The sequence below is a fragment of the Streptomyces fumanus genome (assembly GCF_014655295.1).
GTDB lineage: Bacteria > Actinomycetota > Actinomycetes > Streptomycetales > Streptomycetaceae > Streptomyces > Streptomyces fumanus.
The window spans coordinates 457,470-479,390 of sequence record NZ_BNBI01000005.1 but is presented as its reverse complement, the minus strand read 5'-3'; the positions used below and the strand labels follow the sequence as shown (position 1 = coordinate 479,390).

13 protein-coding genes are annotated in these 21,921 nt (G+C 76.1%); 4 read left to right on the top strand and 9 right to left on the bottom strand.

What is annotated here, in order from left to right; all coding sequences use genetic code 11:
* Positions 1 to 5: 5 nt before the first annotated feature.
* Genes IE316_RS13970 through paaA form a run of 6 tightly spaced genes read right to left on the bottom strand, consistent with a single transcriptional unit; the run spans position 6 to position 4,625 of the window.
* Positions 6 to 785, bottom strand: coding sequence for an SDR family oxidoreductase (locus tag IE316_RS13970; protein ID WP_190204591.1), 780 nt, complete (start codon positions 783 to 785; stop codon positions 6 to 8).
* Positions 786 to 835: 50 nt separating this feature from the next.
* Positions 836 to 2,110, bottom strand: coding sequence for a 2Fe-2S iron-sulfur cluster-binding protein (locus IE316_RS13965; RefSeq protein WP_229910385.1), 1,275 nt, complete (start codon positions 2,108 to 2,110; stop codon positions 836 to 838).
* An 8-nt stretch (positions 2,111 to 2,118) separates the two neighbouring features.
* Complete coding sequence (gene paaD / locus IE316_RS13960) at positions 2,119 to 2,619, bottom strand: 1,2-phenylacetyl-CoA epoxidase subunit PaaD (protein WP_229910384.1); 501 nt, start codon at positions 2,617 to 2,619, stop codon at positions 2,119 to 2,121.
* Positions 2,616 to 3,404: a 1,2-phenylacetyl-CoA epoxidase subunit PaaC gene (gene paaC, locus IE316_RS13955; RefSeq protein WP_190204590.1), complete on the bottom strand. Its 789-nt coding sequence runs from the start codon at positions 3,402 to 3,404 to the stop codon at positions 2,616 to 2,618. The genes paaD and paaC overlap by 4 nt, the downstream gene beginning before the upstream one ends.
* The gene (locus IE316_RS13950; protein WP_190204589.1) at positions 3,388 to 3,699 is read right to left on the bottom strand and encodes a 1,2-phenylacetyl-CoA epoxidase subunit B; all 312 of its coding nucleotides are present in this window, start codon (positions 3,697 to 3,699) and stop codon (positions 3,388 to 3,390) included. Before IE316_RS13950 ends, paaC begins: the two co-directional genes overlap by 17 nt.
* Positions 3,696 to 4,625: a 1,2-phenylacetyl-CoA epoxidase subunit PaaA gene (paaA, locus tag IE316_RS13945; protein ID WP_373311179.1), complete on the bottom strand. Its 930-nt coding sequence runs from the start codon at positions 4,623 to 4,625 to the stop codon at positions 3,696 to 3,698. Before paaA ends, IE316_RS13950 begins: the two co-directional genes overlap by 4 nt.
* A gap of 402 nt (positions 4,626 to 5,027) precedes the next feature.
* On the opposite strand from paaA, the gene IE316_RS13940 reads away from it, so the two are divergent.
* Together IE316_RS13940 and IE316_RS13935 are read left to right on the top strand one after the other, a co-directional pair.
* A complete protein-coding gene (locus IE316_RS13940; RefSeq protein WP_190204587.1) occupies positions 5,028 to 5,276 on the top strand; it encodes an acyl carrier protein in 249 nt (82 codons plus the stop codon).
* Positions 5,276 to 6,760 carry a class I adenylate-forming enzyme family protein gene (locus IE316_RS13935; protein ID WP_190204656.1) on the top strand — a complete coding sequence of 495 codons (1,485 nt, stop codon included), beginning with the start codon at positions 5,276 to 5,278 and terminating at the stop codon, positions 6,758 to 6,760. Before IE316_RS13940 ends, IE316_RS13935 begins: the two co-directional genes overlap by 1 nt.
* Before the next feature lie 71 nt (positions 6,761 to 6,831).
* On the opposite strand, the gene IE316_RS13930 is transcribed toward IE316_RS13935, so the two are convergent.
* The 3 genes from IE316_RS13930 to IE316_RS13920 all read right to left on the bottom strand — a co-directional run bounded on the left by IE316_RS13930 (position 6,832) and on the right by IE316_RS13920 (position 19,554).
* Positions 6,832 to 7,026, bottom strand: coding sequence for an antitoxin (locus tag IE316_RS13930; protein ID WP_190204586.1), 195 nt, complete (start codon positions 7,024 to 7,026; stop codon positions 6,832 to 6,834).
* Positions 7,027 to 7,103: 77 nt separating this feature from the next.
* Positions 7,104 to 10,961 (bottom strand): type I polyketide synthase, encoded by a 3,858-nt coding sequence (locus IE316_RS13925; protein ID WP_190204585.1) that lies wholly within the window; start codon positions 10,959 to 10,961, stop codon positions 7,104 to 7,106.
* Entirely contained in the window at positions 10,954 to 19,554 is an 8,601-nt protein-coding gene (locus tag IE316_RS13920; protein ID WP_190204584.1) for a non-ribosomal peptide synthetase, read from the bottom strand. The genes IE316_RS13925 and IE316_RS13920 overlap by 8 nt, the downstream gene beginning before the upstream one ends.
* A gap of 450 nt (positions 19,555 to 20,004) precedes the next feature.
* On the opposite strand from IE316_RS13920, the gene IE316_RS13915 reads away from it, so the two are divergent.
* On the top strand, positions 20,005 to 21,303 hold the full coding sequence (locus IE316_RS13915) for a phthiocerol/phthiodiolone dimycocerosyl transferase family protein (RefSeq protein ID WP_190204583.1): 1,299 nt from the start codon (positions 20,005 to 20,007) through the stop codon (positions 21,301 to 21,303).
* A 62-nt stretch (positions 21,304 to 21,365) separates the two neighbouring features.
* On the top strand, positions 21,366 to 21,884 hold the full coding sequence (locus tag IE316_RS13910) for an RNA polymerase sigma factor (protein WP_190204582.1): 519 nt from the start codon (positions 21,366 to 21,368) through the stop codon (positions 21,882 to 21,884).
* Positions 21,885 to 21,921: the final 37 nt, after the last annotated feature.

The window sequence follows — 21,921 nt, the reverse complement described above, 5'->3', positions numbered from 1 at the left end:
GCGGGTCACACACCGAGGTGGGCGCCGCCGGAGGCGTCGAGCCACTGGCCGGTCACCCAGCGGGCGTCGTCGCTCGCCAGGAAGGAGACGGCGTCGGCGATGTCCGCCGGGTCGCCGAGCCGGCCGAACACGGACGCCTCGGAGTACCGGCGGCGGATCTCCGGGACGGCGAGCGTGGGGTTGATCTCCGTCTCGGTGTAGCCGGGCGCGACGGCGTTGACGGTGATGCCCCGGGGGCCCAGCTCCTGGGCGAGGGTCAGGGTGAGGTGGTCGAGGGCGGCCTTGGTCATCGCGTACGACACGAGGTGCGGGTAGGCCATGCGGGTCACCACCGAGGAGATGTTGACGATCCGGCCGCCGTCCCGCAGCCGGTTCAGGCCGCGCTGGACGATGAAGAACGGCGCCTTGGTGTTGATGGCGAACACCCGGTCGTAGTCGGCCTCGGTGACGGCGTCGATACGGCGCGGGACGGTGATGCCGGCGTTGTTGACGAGGATGTCCACGCCGGGTTCGGCGCCCCGCTCGGCCAGGGCCCGGTCGAAGGCCGCCCAGAGGGTGTCGGCGTCGCCGGGCACCCCGAGTTCGGCGTGCACGGGGAAGGCCCGGCCGCCGTCGGCCTCGATCTCCTTGACGGTCCGCTCGGCGGCCGTCTCGTCGTGGCCGTAGTGCACCGCCACCAGGGCGCCCTCGCGGGCGAGACGGCGGCTGACGGCTCTGCCGATGCCCCGGCTGCCTCCGGTGACCAGGGCGGTCCGGCCCTCGTGGCGGGGGGTGGGGGTGGTCAACGTGCTGCTCCTTCGGTGCGCGGGGATGCGGGGCGGGGTGCGGGCGCGGGTCAGGTGTCGAAGTCGAGGGTGAGGTCGGGGGTGCGCGGCCGGGCGCGGCAGGTGAGGGTGTAGCCGGCGGCGCGGTCGCGGGCGTCCAGGGCGTGTTCGCGGTCGGCCGTCACCTGTCCCGACAGGACCTTCGCGCGGCAGCTTCCGCACACGCCCTCGCGGCAGGCGTACGGCACGTCGGGGTGGGCGCGCAGCAGCGCGTCGAGGATCGCCGGGTCCTGCGGCCGGACGGTGGCGAGGCGGCGGCGCCCGTCCAGGACGGCGGTGACCCGGGTCTCCCCGGCGCCGGGAGCCGGGTCGGGCGTCCGCGCCGGGGGCGGGGGCGTCCCGGGCGCGGTGAACAGCTCCCAGCGGACCAGCGCCGGGTCGGCTCCCCGCCGGTCGAGGACCCGCCGCGCGGTGTCGACCAGGCCGGGCGGGCCGCACAGGGCGAACGCGGTGTCCGGGCCGGGGCGGGCGTCCACCGCGGCGAGCAGCCGGGACAGCCGGTCCGCGTCGATCCGGCCGCCGGGGGTGCCCGGGCCCCGGTCCTCGCGGGTGAGGACGTACAGGACGGTGAACCGGTCGGTGAACGCGTCCTTCAGCTCGGCCAGTTCGTCGGCGAGCAGGGCGTCGGCGGCGGTGCGGACGGAGTGGACGAGGGAGACCCGGCAGGCCGGGTCCCGGCGCAGGGCGTGGGCGGCCATCGTCGCCAGCGGGGTGATGCCGGAGCCGCCCGCGAGCAGGACGTGGTGGCCACCGGGCAGCTCCGGCAGGGCGAACGTGCCGGTGGGCGAGGAGAGTTCGAGCGCGTCACCGGCGGCGAGCCGGGTGGTGGCGTGGGCGCCGAAGCCGTCGGGGCCGCCCCGCCGGATCACCAGGCGCAGCGCCCCGGGGTCGCGCGGCGGCGGGCAGACCGAGTAACTGCGGCGCAGCTCGCCGCCCGCGCGGCGGTGCCGGACGACGACGTGCTGGCCCGGCCGGTGGGCGAAGACCTCGCGCAGCGAGGCGGGCACGTCCAGGGTGACGGCCACGGTGTCGGCGGTCAGGTGGCCCACGTCGGTGACCCGCAGCCGGTGCCACGCGGTGCGGCGGGGCGGGTTCCCGGCGGGGGCGGTGCTCGCGGTGCGGCCGGTGCCGGCAGTGCGGCCGGGCGGATCCCCGGCAGTGGCGGTGGCGGTGCTCGCGGTACGGCCTGGCGGGTCCCCGGCGGTGGCGGTGCCCGCGGTGCGGCCGGGCGGGTCCCCGGCGGTGGCCGTGGTGGTGCGCCCGGGGTGGCTGTCGGTGGTGTGCACGGTCTGCCTCACAGGGCGGTCAGGTGGGGGAAGGGTTCGCGGCAGGCCGTGCACCACAGCACCGACTGGCAGCGGGACGGTCCGAAGACACTGTGCGGGCGGGTGGCCCGCGAACCGCAGTGCGGGCAGGGCACCCCGCCCAGCGGGACCGGGACCGGGCCGCCGGGGGCCGGGGAGACGGGCGGGGCGATGCCGTGCGCGGCGAGCTTGCGCCGCCCCTCGGGGGTGACCCGGTCCGTCGTCCAGGGCGGGGAGAGGACCTGCCGCACCCGGCCGTCGGGGTGGCCGCAGGCGGCCAGGACCTCCCGTACCGCGGCGGTGATCTCGGGCAGCGCGGGGCAGCCCAGGTAGGTGGGCGTGATCTCGACCTCCAGGACGCCGTCGGCGCCGGGGGCGACCGGGCCCACCACGCCGAGGTCGCCCAGGGTGATCACCGGCAGTTCCGGGTCCGGGAGCGCGGCCACCCGCTCGCGCACCTCACCGGCCGGGGCCGGGGCCGGCGCGGTCACCAGGTGCCTCCGGGGAACTGACGGCGCACCGACTGCAGTTCGGCGATCAGCGGCCCGAACTCCTCGGTGTGCAGCCCGGCCCGGCCGCCCCGCGCCGACCAGGACGGCGTGGGGACGGTCAGCCCGGCGCGGGTGACGACGTCGGTGACGCGCCGGTCCCACTCCGCGCGCAGCGGCGCGGGCGAGGGCACCGTGCCGGCGGCGGCCAGTCGCCGTACCACGTCGTCCTCCTCGAAGAGTTCACCGGCGTACGGCCACACGCGTTCCAGGCCCCGCCGCATCCGGCGGGCGCTCTCGGCGGTGCCGCGGCCGAGGGTGACGGTCCAGCGGTCGGCGTGCAGCCGGTGGAAGGCGGTCTCCTTGGCGGCGCGGGCGCCGAAGGCGGCCAGTTCGGGGTCGGCGCAGCCCGCCAGCGCCTCGTAGTACAGGACCGCGTAGTGGGTGTACACGAGCTGCCGGGCCACCGTCTGCGCGAAGTCGCCGCCCGGGAGTTCGGTCAGCAGGGCGTTGGTGAACTCGCGCTCCGAGCGGGTGTAGGCGAGGTCGTCCTCGGTGCGGCCGGTGCCGTCCAGTCGTCCGGCGCGGGTGAGCAGGACCCGGGCGTGCCCGATCAGGTCCAGGGCGATGTTGGACAGCGCCAGGTCCTCGTCGACGGTCGGCGCACGGGTGATCCACTCGCACAGCCGCTGGCCGAGGACGAGGGCGTCGTCACCGAGGCGCAGCAGGTGCAGCGCCAGGTCGGTGCCGGTCGCGGGCCGCGCCGGGGCGTCACGGGTGGTGGTCACCTTCGGGGCCTTCCTCGGTCAGGGGGGCGAAGTGCTCGGGGTACCGGTACGGCTTGTGGCGGGCGCCCGCGAAGTACGGGTCGTGCTCGTCCGGGGAGGCCGCGTGCACGGCGTCGGAGCGGACCACCCACAGCGACAGCGGGTCGCCGCGGCGGGTGTAGAGGTCGCGGGCGGCGGCCAGCGCCGCGTCCGGGCCGACCGCCCGTACCGAGCCGACGTGCTGGTGGGCCAGGCCCCGGCGGGCCCGCAGGAACACCTCCCAGGACGCCGGCGCGCCCTCCCGCTCGCGGCTCATGTGGTCTCTCCCGCCGTGGCGCAGGCGGCGGCCGCCTCCCGTACCCAGGCGCCGTCCTCGTGCGCGGCCCTGCGGTGCGCGAGGCGCTGCCGCGCCCAGTGGGTGCCGTCGCCCAGCGCCTCGCGGTAGGTGTCCCAGTCGACCGGGGTGAAGTCGTAGTGGCCGCGCTCCTCGTTCCAGCGGATCGCCGGGTCGGGCAGGGTCAGGCCGAGGCGTTCGGCCTGCGGGACGCAGGTGTCGACGAAGCGCTGGCGCAGTTCGTCGTTGGTGTGGTGCTTGATGCCCCAGGCGATGGCGCGGCGGGAGACCGCGGCGCCGAGGGCGGCCGTCCGGGCGTCGGCGCCGCCCGCCTCGGTGTCGGGCGGCCCGAACATCAGCGCCACGGCCGGCAGCCACCAGCGGTCCACCGCGTCCTGCGCCATCGCCTTCTGCTCCGGTGTGCCCTGGCACAGGGCGCGCATCAGGTCGTAGCCCTGCCGGACGTGGAACGCCTCCTCCTGGCAGACCCGGCGCATCGCGCGGGCGTAGGGCCCGTAGGAGGTGCGGCACAGGGGGGCCTGGTTGATGACGGCGGCGCCGTCCGTCAGCCAGGCGATGGCACCGGTGTCGGCCCAGGTCAGCGCGGGGTGGTTGAAGGTGGCCGAGGCGCGCTGCTGTCCCCGGTGCAGGGCGTCGAGCAGGTCGGCGCGGTCCACGCCCAGGGTCTCGGCGGCGGAGTACAGGTACAGGCCGTGGCCCGCCTCGTCCTGCACCTTGGCGAGCAGGACCGACTTGCGGTGCAGGGAGGGGGCGCGGGTGAGCCAGGCGCCCTCCGGCTGCATGCCGATGATCTCCGAGTGGGCGTGCTGGGCGATCTGACGGATCATCATGCGGCGGTATCCGTCGGGCATCCAGTCCCGCGGTTCGACGGTCTCGCCGGCGGCGATGAGCGCCTCGAAGTGCGCGAGCGGTCCGTCCTGGTCCGCGGACCGGTCCGTGGCGGCGGGGACGGCGGGAGCGGCGGTGACGGTGGCGGTGGCGGTCGGCGCGCTCACGCGACACCGCCCGGGTGCGCCGCGTGCGCGGCGGCCCGCACCGGTACCGGCTGCCTGGGCACTCGCATCACTCCTTCGGCTGGGTTCCGCCCGGGGTGGTCCCGGGCGGAGCGGGTGTCTTCGTTGCGGTAAGAGGCCGGGCACGGGCCCCGGCTATCCCCGCCGCGCGCGGCCGGGGCGCGTGACAAAGCTCACGGGCCGGGGGCGGGAGTGGCACCGGCCGCCGCCGCCTCTTGTGGGGGTGACAGTCGAGTACCGCACGGCGGCCGGCACGCCGAGGCGAAAGGGGAAACCATGAGCACCATCAGGGAGTTGCTGGTCGAACTCACCGGCACCGCCGAGTACGCGGACGCCGTCGACGACGACACCGACCTGGCCGCCAGCGGCATCGACTCCGGGGACCTGGTGCGTCTCGTCCTGCTGATCGAGCAGCGGCTCGGTGTGGAGATCGCGCCGGAGGACATGGCGGAGCTGCACACGATCGCCGACTACGAGCGTTTCGTGGCCCGGCACTCGGTCGCCGGTGCCACCGGCGGTGTGTGATGTGGCTGACCCAACTGCTGGAGCGCAACCGCCAGTGCTGGCCCGACCGGACCGCGCTGGTGGACGAGGAGCGCAGTGTCACCTGGGCCGAGTTCCACGACCGCACGCTGCAACTGGCCTACGGGCTGGCGGAGTTGGGGATCGAGCGGGGTGACCGGGTGGCCGTGCTGGCCAAGGACCGCATCGAGGTGCTGGAGACCTACTTCGCGCTCGCCCGGCTCGGCGCCCTGTTCGTGCCGCTGAACCACAGCCTGGCCGTGCCCGAGGTGGCCGGGATCGTCGAACGCGTCGGCGCGGTGGCCGTCCTCGGCGAGTCCGAGCTGCTGGACCGGCACACCGAACTGCCCGCGTCGGTACGGATCAGGATGGCGCTGGACAAGCCCGCCTTCGAGGCGCTGGGCACCCTGGCCGCCGAGCGGGAGCTGCCGCGGGTGGCCGACACCGACCCCATCGCCGTCCTGCACACCTCGGCGACCACCGGGCGGGCCAAGGGGGTCACCGTCGACAGCGGCTCGTTCCGGGCCATCGCCCTGGGCTGGCTGGTGATGGCCCGGCCCACCGACGACATCGTCATGGTCAACTGCTGCCCGCTGTACCACGGCAGCATGGTGGTGTCCCTGACGTACCTGGCGGCCGGCGCCACCGTGGTGCTGATGCCCGGCTTCACCCCGCAGCGGGCGCTCGCCGCGGTGGAACGGCACCGCGCCACCCACATGTGGCTGGTGCCGCAGATGCTGCGCTTCATGCTCCAGGCCAAGGCGTCCCACCGCACCGACCTGTCCTCCCTTCGGGAGATCCTCTACGGCGCCGCTCCGATGCCGCTCGACGTGTACGCCGACGCGGTACGGCGGCTCGCCTGCGGTTTCCGGCAGGTGTACGGCATGACCGAGGTCGGCGGCCCGTTCGTCACCCTCGGCCCCGACGAGCACCCCGCCCCCGGGGACGTCACCGCCCGCATCCCCTGCGGCCGGGTCGTGCCGGGCATGTCGGCCCGCGCGGTGGACGGGGACGGCCGGGAGCTGCCGCGCGGCGAGATCGGCGAGATCGTGGTGCGCGGGCCCGGTGTCATGCAGGGGTACTGGAACGACCCGGAGGCCACCCGCGAGATCACCCTCGACGGCTGGATCAAGACCGGTGACCTGGGGTTCGTGGACGACGAGGGCCGGATCAGCCTGGTGGACCGCACCAAGGACGTCATCATCCGCGCCGGGCAGAACGTCTACCCCTCGGAGATCGAGCGCGCCCTGCTGACCCACCCGGCGGTACGGGACGCCGCGGTGGTCGGCATGCCCGACGAGGACTACGGCGAGGTGCCGCTGGCGTACGTCGCCCTGGAGCCGGGCGCGGACCCGGGCGCCGGGGAGCTGCTGGCGCACGTGGCGGGGCTGCTCGCGCCGTACAAGCGCCCGCGGCGGGTGGAGTTCATCGAGCGGGTGCCGCGCAACCCCGCCGGGAAGATCCTCAAGAAGTCGCTGCGGGTGTGACCTGAAGCGAACGCGCGTTCGCCGCCCCCGGTGCCGTGCACCGGGGGCGGCGAACGTGTGTGCCGCGGTCGTCAGTGCCGCGTCGGGCCGCCGTCCCGGTAGGAGCGGCGCACCGCGTCGGCGGCCTTGTCGGTCTGGGCGTCGTACTTGCCGCCCGTCCGCTGGTCGACCGCTCGTTCGGCGCCGGCGACGCCCTTGTCGGCCTGGTCGGGATGGCCCTTCGCCATCGCCTTGGCCTTGGCGGCCATGTCACCCAGCTTGCCCATGGGATACCTCCCGGCGTTGCGCGTGCGTCGTACCGGGCCGCGGGTACCCCCGCGGCCCGGTGTGAATCACCCCGGTCTCAGCCGGTGAGCGCGCGCAGTGCCTTGGCCACCGTCTCGCCGATCCGGGCGATCGGCTCGGGCTCGGTCATCTCGTAGTGGCCGCAGGGCACCTGGTGGTCGTGGAGGGTGCCGTCGACCCAGGGCCGCCAACTGTCGGCCTTGCCGGGCAGCACCGCCAGGTCCGCCGGGCCCCCGGCGGGCTCCTCCCGGGCGCTGAAGAACAGCACGTCCCCGTGGTAGACGCGGGGCGTGAACTGCGGGGCGATGCGCAGGTTGTTGCGCATGACGGCGGCGATGGCGGCCGCCTCGGCGCGGGTGACGGGCACACCGGCCGGGTCGGCGGCCACGGCGGCACCGATGCGGTCGAGCACGGTGTCGACGTCCGGCGGCACCGCCCCGGCCCCGGCGGGGAGGCCGGCCACCCGTGCCAGCAGGGCCGCGACCTGGCGTTCGGCCGCGTCGGGGTGGTAGGCGGTGCCGTGCGGCTGCGGGGCGTCGAGCATGGCCAGGAGTTCGACGCGCTCGCCGCTGTCCTGCAGGGCGCAGGCCATGGCGTGCGCGACGAAACCGCCGTAGGACCAGCCCAGCAGCCGGTACGGGCCGTGCGGCCGCACCTCGCGCACCAGCTCCAGGTATTCGCCGACCATGGCGGCGGCGTCGGCGGCGGGCGGCCGGGTGCCGTCGAGGCCGGCCGCCTGGATGCCGTAGACGGGCTGGTCGCCGCCGAGGTGGGGCAGCAGGCCGGTGTACCGCCAGGAGACGCCCGCGCCGGGGTGCAGGCAGAACAGGGGCGGGGCGGTGCCCTCGGCGCGCAGCGGCAGCAGCGGGCCGAGCGCGGTGGGGGCGGCCCCGGACGCGTCCCGGTCCCGCTCCTCGGACGCGGCGAGGATCCCGGCGACCGTGGGCGCGGCCATCAGCTCCGCCGCCGGAATGTCCAGGACCCCGGCCCGGCGCAGGCGCCCGGCCAGCAGCACGGCCCGCATCGAGTCGCCGCCGAGGTCGAAGAAGTTGTCGTGCACACCGATGCCGCCGATGCCGAGGGTCTCCTCCCACAGTCGGGCGACGGCCGCCTCGCGCGGGGAGCGCGGCGGTACGTGCTCGGTGGTGAGCCGGGGCCGGGGGGCGAGGTCCGCGGCGGGTTCGGCGGCGGCCGGGGTGTCGGGGGCGGCGGGGTCGGTACGGGCGCCGGGGGCGTCGATCCAGTGCCGGTGCCGTTCGAAGGCGTACGGCGGGAGCGGGGCGCGGCGGGGGGTGCCCGGGACCGGTGGGAGGGCGGTGTCGACGCCCGCGCTCCACAGGCGGCCCAGCGCCTCGGCGAGGACGAAGCCGTCGGACGCCTCGGCCTTGGCGTGCCGCATGGTGGTCACCGTGACGGGCGCCGCGTCGCCGAGCCCGGCGGCGGCGAGCTTGGTCAGGGTGTCGCCGGGCCCGATCTCGACCAGCACGGGGCGCAGCCGGTCCCACAGGGCGGTGATGCCGTCGGCGAACCGCACGGTGTTCCGGGTGTGGTCGAGCCAGTGCCGTACGGAGGTGGCGCGGTCGTCGGTGACCCAGGTGCCGGTGACGTTGGTGACGTACGGGACGCGCGGCGGGCGCAGCGCGACCCGGCTCAGGTGGGCCTCGAAGGCGGGCAGGACCGGGTCGAGGACGTGGGAGTGGGCGGCGGCCGGGATGCGCAGCCTGCGGAACGGCACGCCCCGGCGGGTGAGTTCGGCCTCGAAGCGGTCGACGGCGGCGGGGTGCCCGGCGACCGTGCAGGCGTTCGGGCCGTTGTCGGCGGCCAGGGACAGCTCGTCGTCCAGCAGCGGCCTGATCTCCCCGGCGGGGGCGGCCACGCCGACCGTGGCGCCGCCGGCCGAGCGGATCAGCCGGATGCGCTCGGTGACCAGGGGCAGCATGTCGGCCAGGTCGATCACCCCGGCCAGGCAGGCCGCCGTGTACTCGCCCAGGGAGTGGCCGATCAGCGCGTCCGGGCGGACGCCCTGCTCGATGAGGGTGCGGGCCAGGGCGTACTGGGTGACGACCAGGCCGAGGAACGCGGCGGTGTCGTCGGGCCGCGGGTCCTCGAAGAGGGCGGTGCGCACATCGGCGCCGAGCGCGGGCCGCAGGATGCGGGCGCACTCGTCGACGGTGTCCCGGTAGACGGTGTGCTCGCGGTACAGCCCGGCGCCCATGCCGGGGTACTGGGTGCCGCCGCCCGGCAGCAGGAAGGCCACCCGGGCGGGCTCGTCGGACAGCGGCGGGGTGACCGGCGCGGCGGTGCGCAGCGCGTCGAGGGCCTCCTCGCGGGTGGCGGCGGTGACGGCGAGGCGGTGGCGCAGCGCGGGCCGGTCGGTGCGCAGGGAGTGCGCGATGTCGTCCAGGCGCAGGTCGGGCCGGCGTTCGAGGTGGCGGGCGAGGGCCTCGGCCTGGCCGCGCAGGGCACCGGCGGTCCGCGCGGACAGCGGCAGCACCAGGCGGCGCCCGGTCTGGGGCGGCCGGGGCGCGGCGGGGGCGGCGGGCGGGGCCTCCTCCAGGACGACGTGGGCGTTGGTGCCGCCGATGCCGAGGGCGCTGACGGCGGCCCGGCGGGGGTGCTCGCCCGCGGGCCAGTCCTCCAGTTCCGTGGGCACCCGGAAGGGTCCGGAGGCGAAGTCGATGAGCGGGTTGGGCCGGTCGAAGTGCAGGCTCGGCGGGATCTTCCGGTGTTCCAGGGCGAGCACCGCCTTGATCAGGCCGGCGATGCCGGCGGCCGCGCCGAGGTGGCCGATGTTGGTCTTCACCGAGCCCAGGGCGCAGAAGCCGCGCCGCCCGGTGCTCTGCCGGAACGCCTCGGAGAGCGCGGCCACTTCGATGGGGTCGCCGAGCTTGGTGGCGGTGCCGTGCGCCTCGACCAGGCCGATGGTGCCGGCGTCGACCTCGGCCTGGGCCTGCGCAGCGAGCACGACCTCGGTCTGCCCGGCGGCGCTGGGCGCGCTGAAGCCGACCTTGCGGCGGCCGTCGTTGTTGACGGCGCTGCCCCGGATGACGGCCCGGATCCGGTCGCCGTCGGCCAGGGCGTCCTCCAGGCGCTTGAGGACGACGGCTCCCACACCGTCGCCGGAGGCGGTGCCGGCCGCGTCCGCGGCGAAGGCCCGGCAGTGCCCGTCGGGCGAGAACGGGCCGTCGGGGACGTGCCGGTAGCCCAGCGCGGCCGAGGGGTTGAGGGAGACGGCGGCGGCCAGCGCGGTGTCGCAGCGGTGGTCGAGCAGGTCCTGGCAGGCGGTGTGCACGGCGACCAGCGCGGTGGAGCAGGCGGTCTGCAGCGACACGCTCGGCCCGGTCAGGCCCAGTTCGTAGGAGACCCGGGTGGCGAGGGTGCCCAGGGAGTTGGCGGTGGCCGCGTGCACGAGTTCGACCGAGCCGGGCTGCCCGGCGTAGCGGGGGTACACGTGGGCCGGGTAGTAGCGGCTGTCGCCGGCGCCCGCGTACACGCCGAACGCCTCGCCCGTACGGTCCCCGCCGAGGCAGCCGGCGTCCTCCAGGGCGTGGTAGGCGGTCTCCAGGAGCAGCCGCTGCTGCGGGTCGACCACGGCGGCCTCGGCGGGGGTGTAGCCGAAGAACCCGGAGTCGAAGCGGTCGATGCCCTCCACCACCGACGCCATGCGGACGAGGGTGGGGTCGTCGAGGTCGCGGGGGTCGCCGCCGGCGGCGAGGAACTCCTCGTCGGAGACGGGGCGCACCGACTCCCGGCCGGCCGCGATGTTCTCCCAGAAGGCGTCCAGGTCGTCGGCGCCGGGGAACCGCCCCGCCATGCCGATCACGGCGACGGCGGGGAGGTCCTCGTCGTACGGCGCACTCGCGTCGGTGTCGATGCCGGTGTCCGTGTAGGTGTCGATGCCGGTGTCGTCAGGCATGGCCTCGGTCCTTCCCGTGCCGGGCGGTGCGGCGGGCGCGGGCCGCGCGCCGGCGCTGTGCTTGTTCCTTGGCGCGGTCCAGGCCGCCGGACTCCCCCGGTGCCGGCCGGCCGGCGTCCGCCACCGGGGCGGCGCCGAGGGCCGCCAGGTGGCGGGCCAGGTCCCGCACGGTGGGGTGGGCGAACAGGTCGACCACCGACAGGTCGGTGCCGAACGCGCGGTTGACGGCGGACTGGGCGGTCACCAGCAGCAGCGAGTTGCCGCCCAGGTCGAAGAAGTTCTCGTCCCGGTCCACCCGGTCCCGGCCCAGGACACCGCACCACACCTCGGCGAGCCGGGCCTCCAGCTCCCGCGGGTCCCGCTCGCCGTCCGCCCGGTCGCGGGGCGTGCCGGTCCCGGCCGAGCGCAGCGTCCAGCCCTCGTCGGGCAGCCCGGCCGCGCGGGCCCCGTCGGCCGCCGCGCGGTACAGGGCGCCGAGGTCGGCGCCGTCCTCCAGGCCGACGCGGGCGGCGAGCCGGCGCACCTGGCGGACCGGCGCGGTCACGTGGCTGCGCACCCAGGGGGCGCCGCGGTCCGCGCCGATCAGCAGGTGCGGTGCGTCCAGGGCCCGGGCGAGGTCGAAGGAGCGCAGCGCGGCGGGGAGGTCGAGCAGCCGGTAGCCGCGGGCCTCGGTGAGCGCCGTGAACCGGTAGCCGCGGCTCATGCCCCGTTCCCGCCACATGCTCCAGGCCAGCGACTGCGCGGGCAGGCCGAGGGCGCGGCGGTACCCGGCGAGGGCGTCCAGGAAGGCGTTGGCGGCGGCGTAGGCGGCGTTCATGGCACCGCCGAAGTAGCCGTTGACCGAGGAGAAGGTGACGAAGGAGGTGACGGGGTGGTCGGCGGTGACGCGGTGCAGCGTCCACGCGCCGCGCGCCTTCGCGGCGAGCGCCCGCTGCCAGGTGGCGGTGTCGAGGTCGGCGACGGGGCGTTCGACGAGGGTGCCGGCCAGGTGCAGTACGGAGGTCAGGGGCACGCCCCAGGCCCGGCCGGCCGCGTCGATCGCGGCCCGTACCTGGTGTTCGTCGGTGACGTCGGCGCGGGCGTAGCGGACCTCGCCCAGCTCGCGCAGGTGCGGCGGGACCTCGGCCGGGGTGCGGCCGGTGATGAGCAGTTTGGTGCCGGGGGTGCGCAGCAGATGGGCCGCCAGTTCGGTGCCGACACCGCCCAGTCCGCCGGTGATCAGGGTGAATCCGTCGGGTGCGGGGGTGGCGGCGCGGGGCGGTGTGTCGGGCAGCGGTGCGAGGCGGCGTACGTGCCGGTGCCCGTCGCGGTAGGCCACGTCGGCGTCGTCGGAGCGGGCGGCCGCCTCGGCCAGCAGGACGGGCAGCGGGTCGGCGTCGTCCGGGTCGAGGTCGAGGTGCCGGCCGCGCAGGTGGCCGGACTCCTCCGCCAGCGACTTGAGCAGGGCGCCCGCCATGGCGTGCGCGGGGTGCGGACGGTCGCCGGGGCGTACCGCCTGGGCGCCGGCCGTCACGTACAGCAGGTCGGTCGGTCGGGGTGTGCCCGGCCGGGCGGTGAGGGCGCGGGCCAGGGCGAGCAGGCCGAGCGTGTCCGTGTCGTCGTCCGGGGCGTCGGTGCCGTGCGGTGAGGCGAGGCGGACGACGGCGTCGACCGGCCGCTGGTCGTCGTCCAACCGCCGCAGCAGCTCGGCGAGTTCGGTCTCCTCGCCGGTGCGGAGCCGGTAGCGGGCGGCGTCGGTCCGGGTGTACGGGGTTCCGTCGGTGACCACCGTGCACCGGCCGCCGTCGGCCCGCAGCGCGTCGGCGAGCCGGTCGGCGAGCCGCCGGCCGCGGGGGTCGCCGCCGGTGAGGACGAGGGTGTGCCGGCCGGGCAGGGACGCGGCGCGGGGCCGATGTGCGCGCTGCCAGACCGGGCGGAGGAACCAGTCGGGCACGGTGGCGGCGGTGCCCAGCAGCACTTGGGCGCGGCGCACCTCCTCGTCGAAGGCGCCGGCCTCGAAGCCCTTGCGCAGCTTGGTGCGCTGGATCTTGCCGATCTCGGTCTTGGGGATCGCGTCCCGTTCGACGGGGACGAGGAAGGCGGGGCTGACGCCGATCTCCCGGGTGACCTTGCCGGCGATCTCGCGCAGGGCGTCGGCGGTGACCTCGGGGCCGAGGTGGACGAAGAGGGCGAGTTCGTCGGTGGGCGAGGCGGGGTCGGTGCGGACCGCGACGGCGGCGGTGAAGCTCCGTTCCACGCAGGGCAGTTCCTCGACGCACGCCTCGATCTCGTGACTGTAGTGGTTGACGCCGTTGACGATGATGACGTCCTTGGCGCGGCCGGTGATGTACAGCTCGCCGTCGCGCAGGAACGCCAGGTCGCCGGTGTCGAACCAGCCGTCCTCGGTGAACGCCTCGGCGTTGGCCGCCGGGTTGTCGTGGTAGCCGCCGGTGACGGAGGTGCCGCGGACCTGGAAGCGGCCCGCCTCGCCCTCGGTGAGGAGGGCGCCTTGCTCGTCGACGATCCGCATGGCGAACCCGGGGTAGGGCAGGCCGCAGCTCACGAACGTGCCCTCGTCGGGGGCGGGGGCGGCGGGCAGCACGGCGTCGGTGACCACCGAGCAGGTCTCGGACATGCCCCAGCCGGGGTGCATCACGTCCTGCGGCAGGCCGTACGGCTCCAGGGCGTGCAGGAACCGGCGGGCGGCGGAGGCCACGACGACCTCGCCGGCGTTCATCACCAGCCGCATCGGCGACAGGTCCCACATCCGGCCGGTGAACCGGTGGGACTCCTCGGCGAGCAGCCCGAAGGCGAAGTTGGGCGCCCAGGTGACGGTGACCCGGTGGCGGTCGGCGAGGTCCATCCAGCGCAGCGGGTCCTGCAGGACGTACGAGGTGGGGGCGTGGATCTGGCGGCAGCCCAGGTAGACGTCCCGCAGGTGGAACATCACCACGCCGGTGACGTGGTCGAGCGGGATCCAGTTGAGGGAGACGTCGGCCGGGCCGAGGCCGTTCATCTGCTCGGTGGCGGCGGAGCGGGTCAGCACGTTGCGGTGGGTGAGCCGCACCGCCTTGGGCAGGCCGGTGCTGCCGGAGGTCATCAGCAGCAGCAGGAGGTCGTCGGGCCGGGCGGGGTGCCAGTCCTGGTCCTCGGGTGCCTCGCGCAGGTCGTCGGCGGTGGTCAGCCGCATCGCGGGTCCGTCCTGGCGGGCGGCCAGACCGCGCAGCCCGGCCGCCAGGGGCGCGGAGCACACGACCCAGGGGCGGCCCAGCATCCGCCAGATGCCCTCCAGCTTGGTCAGCGCCGCGGAGGGGGTGTCGTAGGAGGCGGGGACGGTCAGCGGGACGGCGACGAAGCCGCCGAGGACGCAGCCCCACAGCACGGCGAGGAAGTCCTCGGTGGCGTCGCACTGGAGGATCACCTGGTCGCCGGGGCGCAGTCCGGCCCGGCGCAGCCCGGCCAGCACCCGGGACGCCTCCGCGATCAGCGAGGCGTAGTCGCGCCGGTGCTCGCTGCCGTCGGCGTGTACGTGGACGATGTCGCCCTGGTCCCGTTCGGCGGCGCGGCGCAGGGCCGTCGCCCAGTCCGGCACGGACGGTTCGGCCAGGGCGGGGCCCTCGCTGAGCGCGGGGACGGCCGAGGCGCGGCCGGCGCGGCCGGCGGCCGGGGCGGCGGGTGCGGGCGCGCGGCCGGGCAGGCCGGTGTGGCGGCGGCCGAGCTCCCCGGGGGCGTCCTCGGCGGTCACCTCGGCGGCGGTGACGCCGGGGAGGCGGGCCAGGGTCCGCCGCCAGGTGTCGGCGGCGGCGCGGTCGACGGCGGGCAGGGCGCGCAGCGCCTCGGTGTCGAGGGTGCCGTCGTCGTGCCGGGGCAGGGTGTTGACGGCGGTGACCCGGACGGTGTCGTGGCCGGCCCGGCGCAGCGCGTCCTCGACGCGTTCGGCGGCGTCCGCGCGGCCGGGCACCACGTACAGGCGGGGCGTGCCGCCGTCGGCGCCGGGCAGGGCGTGGGCGTCGCGGATGCCGGGCACGGACCGGGCGGTGTCCTCCAGTGCGGCGGGGCCGGGGCCCGGGGCGGCGGTCCGGGCGGGGAGGGCCGGGAGCCGCCCGAGCCGGGTGCCGGGGTCGGCGCTGACCGTGCGCAGGGTCTCGCGCAGGGCGTGGGCGAACGCCTCGGCCGTCGCGGTGTCGTACAGGTCGGTGGCGTACTCGAGGTGCAGGGTGAGGCCGTCGGGGGTGCCGTCGGGGGTGTGCCGTTCCAGGACGTCGACGAAGAGGTCGAACTTGGCGGTGCCGGTGGCGGTGGGCCGCAGCCGGGTGCGGGTGCCGTCGAGCCGGAGCACGGCGGGCTCGTTGTTCTGCAGGGCCAGCATGACCTGGAACAGGGGGTGCCGGCCGGGCCTGCGGGGCGGGTTGAGGACCTCGACGAGCCGGTCGAAGGGCAGGTCCTGGTGGTCCAGGGCGGCCAGGGCGGCGGTGCGCGACCGGGCGAGCAGGTCGCGGAAGGCGGGGTCGCCGGAGGTGTCGGCGCGCACCACCACGGTGTTGGTGACCAGGCCGATCAGCGGGTCCAGGGCGGGGTCGGTGCGGCCGGCGACGGGGGTGCCGAGGACGATGTCCTGGCCGGCGCCGCAGCGGGTGAGCAGGGCGCCGACGGCGGCGTGCAGCACCATGAACAGGCTGGCGCCCTCCCGGTCGGCCAGGCCCAGCAGCTCCCGGTGCAGGGCGGCGTCGACGGCGGTCTCCACGTGTGCGCCGGTGCCGCGCGGCGCGGCGGGCCGGGGCCGGTCGCCGGGCAGGGTGCACTCCTCGGGCAGACCGGCCAGCGCCGTGCACCAGTGCTCGGTCAGCCGCTCCAGTCGTCCGGGGCCGTCCGGTCCGGGGGCCAGCAGGGCCCGCTGCCACAGGGCGTAGTCGGCGTACTGGACGGGCAGCGGGGGCCACTCGGGGGCGCGGCCGGCGCGGCGGGCGGCGTAGGCGGTGCTCAGGTCGTCGGCGAGGGGGCGCAGCGACCAGCCGTCGGCCGCGCTGTGGTGCAGCACGAGCAGCAGGGTCCGGTCGGTGCCGGTGCCCAGCAGCCAGGCGGCGAGGGGGAGGTCGGCGGTGAGGTCGAAGCGGTGCCGCAGAGCGGCGGTGACGTGGGCGGCGGTCTCGGTGGCCGGGCAGTCCACGCGGCGCAGGCGCGGGCGGGCCTGTCCCGGCGGCAGGATGCGCTGGTGGGGCACGCCGTCGTGCTCGGCGAAGACCGTCCGCAGGCTCTCGTGGCGGTCGGTCAGGTCGCCGAGGGCCGCCTGGAGCGCCTCGGGGTCGACGTCGGCGTCCAGGGGGACGACGAGCGGGATGTGGTAGGTGGCGGCGCCCTCGCCGAGCCGGTCGAGGAACCACATGCCTTCCTGTGCGAAGGACAGCGGCACCCGTTCCGGGCGTACCGCCTGGCCGAGGGCCGGGCGCGGCGCGGCGGTGGTGCCGGGCAGGGTGAGCCGCCGGGCGAGGGCGGCCGGGGTGGGGGTCTCGAACAGGGCGGTGATGGGGATCTCGGCGCCGGTGGCGTGCCGCAGCCCGGCCAGCAGTCGGGTGGCGAGCAGGGAGTCGCCGCCCAGGTCGAAGAAGTTGGCGTCGGTGCCCACGGTGTCCCGGGGCAGCTTGAGCACGTCCTCGAACAGGCCGCACACCAACGCCTGTTGACGGTCGGCCGGGCGGGTGCCGGAGGCGGCGGCGGTGAAGTCGGGGGCGGGCAGCGCGGCGGTGTCGAGCTTGCCGTTGGCGGTCAGCGGCAGGGTGCCGACCAGGACGCAGGCGGCCGGGACCATGTGCTCGGGCAGGTGGGTGGCGGCGTGGGCGCGCAGCTCGGCGGGGTCGACCGGGCGGTCGCCGGAGGGCACCGCGTAGGCGACGAGCTGCTGGGCGCCGTGGTCGGCGCGGCGGACCACGACGGCGGCCCGGGTGACGCCGGGGTGGGCGGCGAGGACGGCCTCGATCTCGCCGGGCTCGACGCGGAAGCCGCGGAGCTGCACCTGCGCGTCGGCCCGGCCCAGGTAGTCCAGGGTGCCGTCGGGGCGGCGCCGCGCCAGGTCGCCCGAGCGGTACATGCGGGTGCCGGGCGGGCCGAAGGGGTCGTCGAGGAAGCGTTCGGCGGTCAGCTCGGGCCGGTTCAGGTAGCCGCCCGCGACCCCGGCGCCGGAGACGTACATCTCGCCGGTGGCGCCGGGCGGCACCGGGCGGCCCCCGGCGTCGAGCAGGTGGACCCTGAGGTCGGCGAGCGGGGTGCCGATGACACTGCCGCGGCGCGGGTCGTCCAGGTCGGCCCGGGTGAGGCGGTGGTGGGTGACGTGGACGGTGGTCTCGGTGATGCCGTACATGTTGACCAGCGCCGGACGGTCCAGGCCGTGCCGGTCGGCCCAGGGCCGCAGGCGCGCCGGACGCAGCGCCTCCCCGCCGAGGACGACGTACCGCAACGCGCCGCTGTCGCCGCCCCGCTCCCGGTCGGCGTCGATCAACTGCTCGAACGCCGAGGGGGTCTGGTTGAGGACGGTGACGCCCTCCCGGTGCAGCAGGTCCAGGAACTCCCCCGGCGAGCGGCTGACCGCGTACGGGACGACGACGAGCCGCCCGCCGTGCAGCAGGGCGCCCCAGATCTCCCACACCGAGAAGTCGAAGGCGTACGAGTGGAACAGCGTCCACACGTCGTCGGCGCCGAAGCCGAAGTGCCCGGCCGCGGCCTCGAACAGCCGCACCACGTTGGCGTGCGGGACGGGCACGCCCTTGGGGCGGCCGGTGGAGCCGGAGGTGTGGATGATGTACGCGGTGTCGGCCGGGCTCGTCGGCCCGTGCCGGTCGGCGTCGGTCAGGTCGGCGGCGCAGCGGCGGGCCAGGTCCGCGGTGACGGCGGGGTCGTCCAGGCGGACCACGGGGACCGTGTCCCCGGCCGGGTGCGGGCCCTCGGCGACCAGGACCACGGGTGCCGTGTCCTCGACGACCAGCCGGAGCCGCTCGGCCGGGTGGCCGGGGTCCAGGGGCAGGTAGGCCGCGCCGGTCTTGAGGACGGCGAGCAGGGCGGGCAGCAGCCGCGGCCCGCGCTCCAGGGCCAGCGCCACCACCCGGCCGGGTCCGGCGCCGCGTTCGGTCAGCAGCCGGGCCAGCCGGTTGGCGCCGGCGTTGAGTTCCGCGTAGGTGAGCCGCTGGTCCCCGCAGACGACGGCGGTCCGCTCGGGTCCGGCCGCCGCCCGCTCCTCGAACAGCTCGGTGAGGGTCCGCCGCACGGGATACGTACGGACGGGGGTGTCGCAGGGGTGCTCGCCCGGCAGCAGCAGGTCCAGGTCGCGCAGCGGGGTGTCCGGCGCGGCCTGGGCCAGTCGGTCCAGCAGGGCGAGGAACCGGTCGCGGTGCAGGGCGAGTTCGGCCTCCTCGTACAGGGCGGGGTTGGCGTCGAAGGCGAGCCAGAGCCCGCCGGGGCGGGTGCCGGGCCGGACCGAGATCTGGAGGTCGTCGACCGCCCCGCCGGACAGGTGGTGCCAGGTGGTGGGGTGGCCGCCGAGGACCAGGGACTCGTCGAACGGGACGATGTTGAGCACCGGCCCGTACAGGCGCCGCCCGGTGCCGAGCAGGCCCAGGTCGCGGCGGAGGAACTCGCCCCGGTAGCGCTGGTGCCGGCGCAGTGCCCTCAGTTCCTCGGCGACGGCTCGCGTCAGCTCCGCGACGGTGGTGTCGGGGGCGGCGGCCACCCGCAGCGGGAGGATGTCGGAGGCGGTGCCGGGGGTGCGCAGGGCGGCGCTGCCGAGGCGGCTCATGGTGGCCAGGCCGAGCACCAGGTCCCCGGCGCCGGTCATCCGGTGCAGGTAGGCGGCGGTGGCGGCGGTCAGCAGGTCGGTGCGCGAGACGCCGAGCCGGGTGGCGGCGGCGGTCAGGGCGCCGGCCCGTTCGGGCGCCAGGTCGGCGGTGCGGCGCAGGAAGGGGGCGGCGGGGGCGGCGGTGCGGGAGGTGAGCCGGGCGGGTTCGGGCAGTCCGGCCAGCCGTCCGGCCCAGTGGTCGCGGTCGCGGACGTACGCCTCGGAGGCCCGGTAGGCCGCCTCCTGCTGCTGGAGCCCGGCCACCGGGGCGAACCGGCAGGGCTCCGGGTCGCGGCCCTCGGCCAGCGCGTTGTACGTCTCGGCCAGGCGCCGTCCGAGGAGCTTGTAGCTGTAGCCGTCGAGCAGGATGTGGTGGGCGCGGAGCAGCCAGAGGAACCGGTCGGGGGCCAGGGTCAGCAAGGTGTGCGAGAACAGCGGGCCCTTGTCCAGGTCGGCGGGGGCGGCGAGTTCCGCGCGGACGTGCGCCCACGCGGCGGCCTCGGGGTCGCCGGCGTCGCTGACGTCGACCCGGTGCAGGGGCCAGTCGTCCGCGTCCGGGGCGCGGTGGCAGGCGGGGCCGTCGTCGGTGTCGGTGAAACGCAGGGCGAAGGTGTCGGCCTCGGCGACGGTGCGGCGCAGCGCGGTCTCGAACAGGCCGGTGTCGAGGGGCCCGTGGACCTCCACCGCCTCCGCCGTGTTGTACGCGGCGCTGTCCGGTGCCAGCCGGCCGGCGTACCAGAGGCCCTCCTGGGCCCCCGACAGCGGTCGACGTCCGTCCTCCTGGAGTGACATAGCACAACCCTCACGTGGCAAGCCGTAATGTCCCGGACGGCGAAGGCCCGGCCGGATCGGAACGGGGGCGGCCGCCGCCCGCGCGCGGGATGCGCGGAGCGGGGATGCGGAAAGGCCGCACGTCCGGACGGGGAAGCAGGTCACCCGGCCCGGATTTCCCGGCACACGACGGTGCGGCACCGGCACCGGCCGGGTCAAGGCCGGACCGTCCCCGGGGCGCCGGTTCAGGGAATTCCCTGGAGTATCGCGGGCGAGGGAGTGCGCCGGACAAACCAACTTCTAGGGAATTCACGCGAGTTCGCCGTCGGCCGGGTTCCCGGCTGGATTCGGCCACGCCGCGCGGTGCAGTCTCGACAGCGTTCCGATTCCCCCCTGCGGTCCGCCGGTTCCGGCCGACCGGTTCCCGGGCCGTGGGTGTCCGAAATGAACGAGTGAAAGAGAGCTGACGGCATGTTCCGTGCGCTGTGTCCGGTCGAGACGCTCTACGTGGGCCAGAGAAGCAGGGCCGTCCTCTCCTGCCTGCTGCGCGGACGCGTCGACGTGGCGGCGCTGTCGGCCGCGTTCGACGCCATGACGCAGGACCACCCGACCCTGCGGTCCCGCATCGCCGAGGACGGCGCGGGATACGTGCTGCGCCTGCTCGACGAGGACGAGCGGCCCCGGCTGGCCACCCGCACCGGCGACCCGGAGACCGCCTACGCGGCCGAGCTGAACCGCCCGCTGCCCGTCGGCGGCCCGCTGAGCCGTGCCGCGCTGGTCAGCGCCCCGGACGGGGACAGCCACCTGTTCGTCCTGCTGATCGACCACACCGTCACCGACGGCCACAGCAGCATCGCCCTGCACAACGCCCTGTGGGACCGCTACCGCGCCCTGGTCGGCGGCGAGCCCCTCCCCCACGCCCCGGCCGGCGACGTACCGCGGTGGCCGCGACCGATCAGCGAGTCGCTGCCCCCGGCCGACGCCGCCGCCACCGCCGCGTACCTCGACGCCCGCACCGAGCGGGCGCGGCGCCACCCCGTGGAGCTGGTGCCCTACGACGTACGGCCCCAGGACACCGACGGGCACATCGAGGTGCGCCGGCTCACCCTGGACACCGGTCTCACCGCACGGCTGCGCGACACCGCGCGCGGTGCCGGTCTCTCCGTGCACGCGCTGATCGCCGCGGCCCTGCTGGACACCGCCCGGCGGCGGCTCGACGGCGACGGTCCCCGCACCCTGGGCTGCCTCTCCCCCGTCGACCTGCGCTCCCGGCTGTCACCGCCGCGGCCCGCCTCCGAGATGGTCCCGGCCGTCACCACCCACCTGCAGACGCTGGAGGTGTCCGGGTCCCCGGACCACCTGGAGCTGGCCCGCACCGTCCACGCCCGGCTGACCGGCTTCCTCGCCCGGGGCGACCACTTCCACGAGCTGCGCATCACCCCCGAGATCCCCCGCAACCCGGCGCTGCAACTGGCCACCGTGATCGTCACCAACATGGGTGTCGTCCCCGGCCCGAGGCTGCCGGAGGGGCTGCGGGCGGTCGACGTCCGTCTGGTGCCGGGCCGCGAGGAGTACTTCCCCGGAGCCGGCCGGAGCCCCGTCATGGCGTGCGTGGTCTCCTTCGAGGGCCGGCTCGCCATCGAGTTCCCGCACTTCACCGCCTGCTTCAGCCCCGCCTTCATGCGGGCGTTCCGCGACGACGTGCGCGAGACGCTGCTCGGCTTCGCGCACGCGGCGGAACCCGAGCGCGTCCACGCGGCCGCGGGCTGAGCCCGCCCCCTCCCCGCTCACGCACCCGCCGGCCCGGCCGCCGTAAGGAGCCCTCCCCCGCCATGACCACCGTCACCGAACTCCCCTCCCCCCTGACCCTGCTGCCCCGCGCCCAGTCGGGCGACGAGCAGGCGATGAACCACCTGCTGACCCACATCACGCCCTACGTGGCGCGCATCTGCCGGTCCATCACCCACGACGACGGTGCCGACGCCACGCAGGAGGCGCTGCTCGCCATCTACCGCGGCCTGGGCTCGCTGCGCGAACCGGCGGCGTTCTACGGCTGGGTGCGCTCGGTGACGGTCCGCGAGGCCGTCCGCACCGCCAAGCGCTACGGCGAGGAACGCACCTGCTCGCAGATGGAGTCGCGGCAGGAGACCAACCCCCTGGACGCCGTCCACATCAGCGATGTGCTGGAGCGGCTCTCCCAGGCGCACCGCCAGGTCCTCACCCTGCGCGTGTACGGGCTGAACGAGGAGGAGATGGCCGAGGTGCTCGCCCTGCCCGTGGGCACCGTCCGCTCCCGTCTGTTCCGTGCCCGCCGCCGGTTCCAGGAGGCGTGGCAGCCCTCGGCGGCGTGAGGCACCGGGCGGCGGGACGACGGCGGCCGTGGCGGTG

Excerpts from the sequence above, each read along its gene's own strand:
- IE316_RS13950 (WP_190204589.1), bottom strand. The coding sequence starts at position 3,699 with ATGAGCCGCGAGCGGGAGGGCGCGCCGGCGTCCTGGGAGGTGTTCCTG.
- IE316_RS13940 (WP_190204587.1), top strand. The coding sequence starts at position 5,028 with ATGAGCACCATCAGGGAGTTGCTGGTCGAACTCACCGGCACCGCCGAG.
- IE316_RS13935 (WP_190204656.1), top strand. The coding sequence starts at position 5,276 with ATGTGGCTGACCCAACTGCTGGAGCGCAACCGCCAGTGCTGGCCCGAC.
- IE316_RS13930 (WP_190204586.1), bottom strand. The coding sequence starts at position 7,026 with ATGGGCAAGCTGGGTGACATGGCCGCCAAGGCCAAGGCGATGGCGAAG.
- IE316_RS13925 (WP_190204585.1), bottom strand. The coding sequence starts at position 10,961 with ATGCCTGACGACACCGGCATCGACACCTACACGGACACCGGCATCGAC.
- IE316_RS13920 (WP_190204584.1), bottom strand. The coding sequence starts at position 19,554 with ATGTCACTCCAGGAGGACGGACGTCGACCGCTGTCGGGGGCCCAGGAG.
- IE316_RS13915 (WP_190204583.1), top strand. The coding sequence starts at position 20,005 with ATGTTCCGTGCGCTGTGTCCGGTCGAGACGCTCTACGTGGGCCAGAGA.
- IE316_RS13910 (WP_190204582.1), top strand. The coding sequence starts at position 21,366 with ATGACCACCGTCACCGAACTCCCCTCCCCCCTGACCCTGCTGCCCCGC.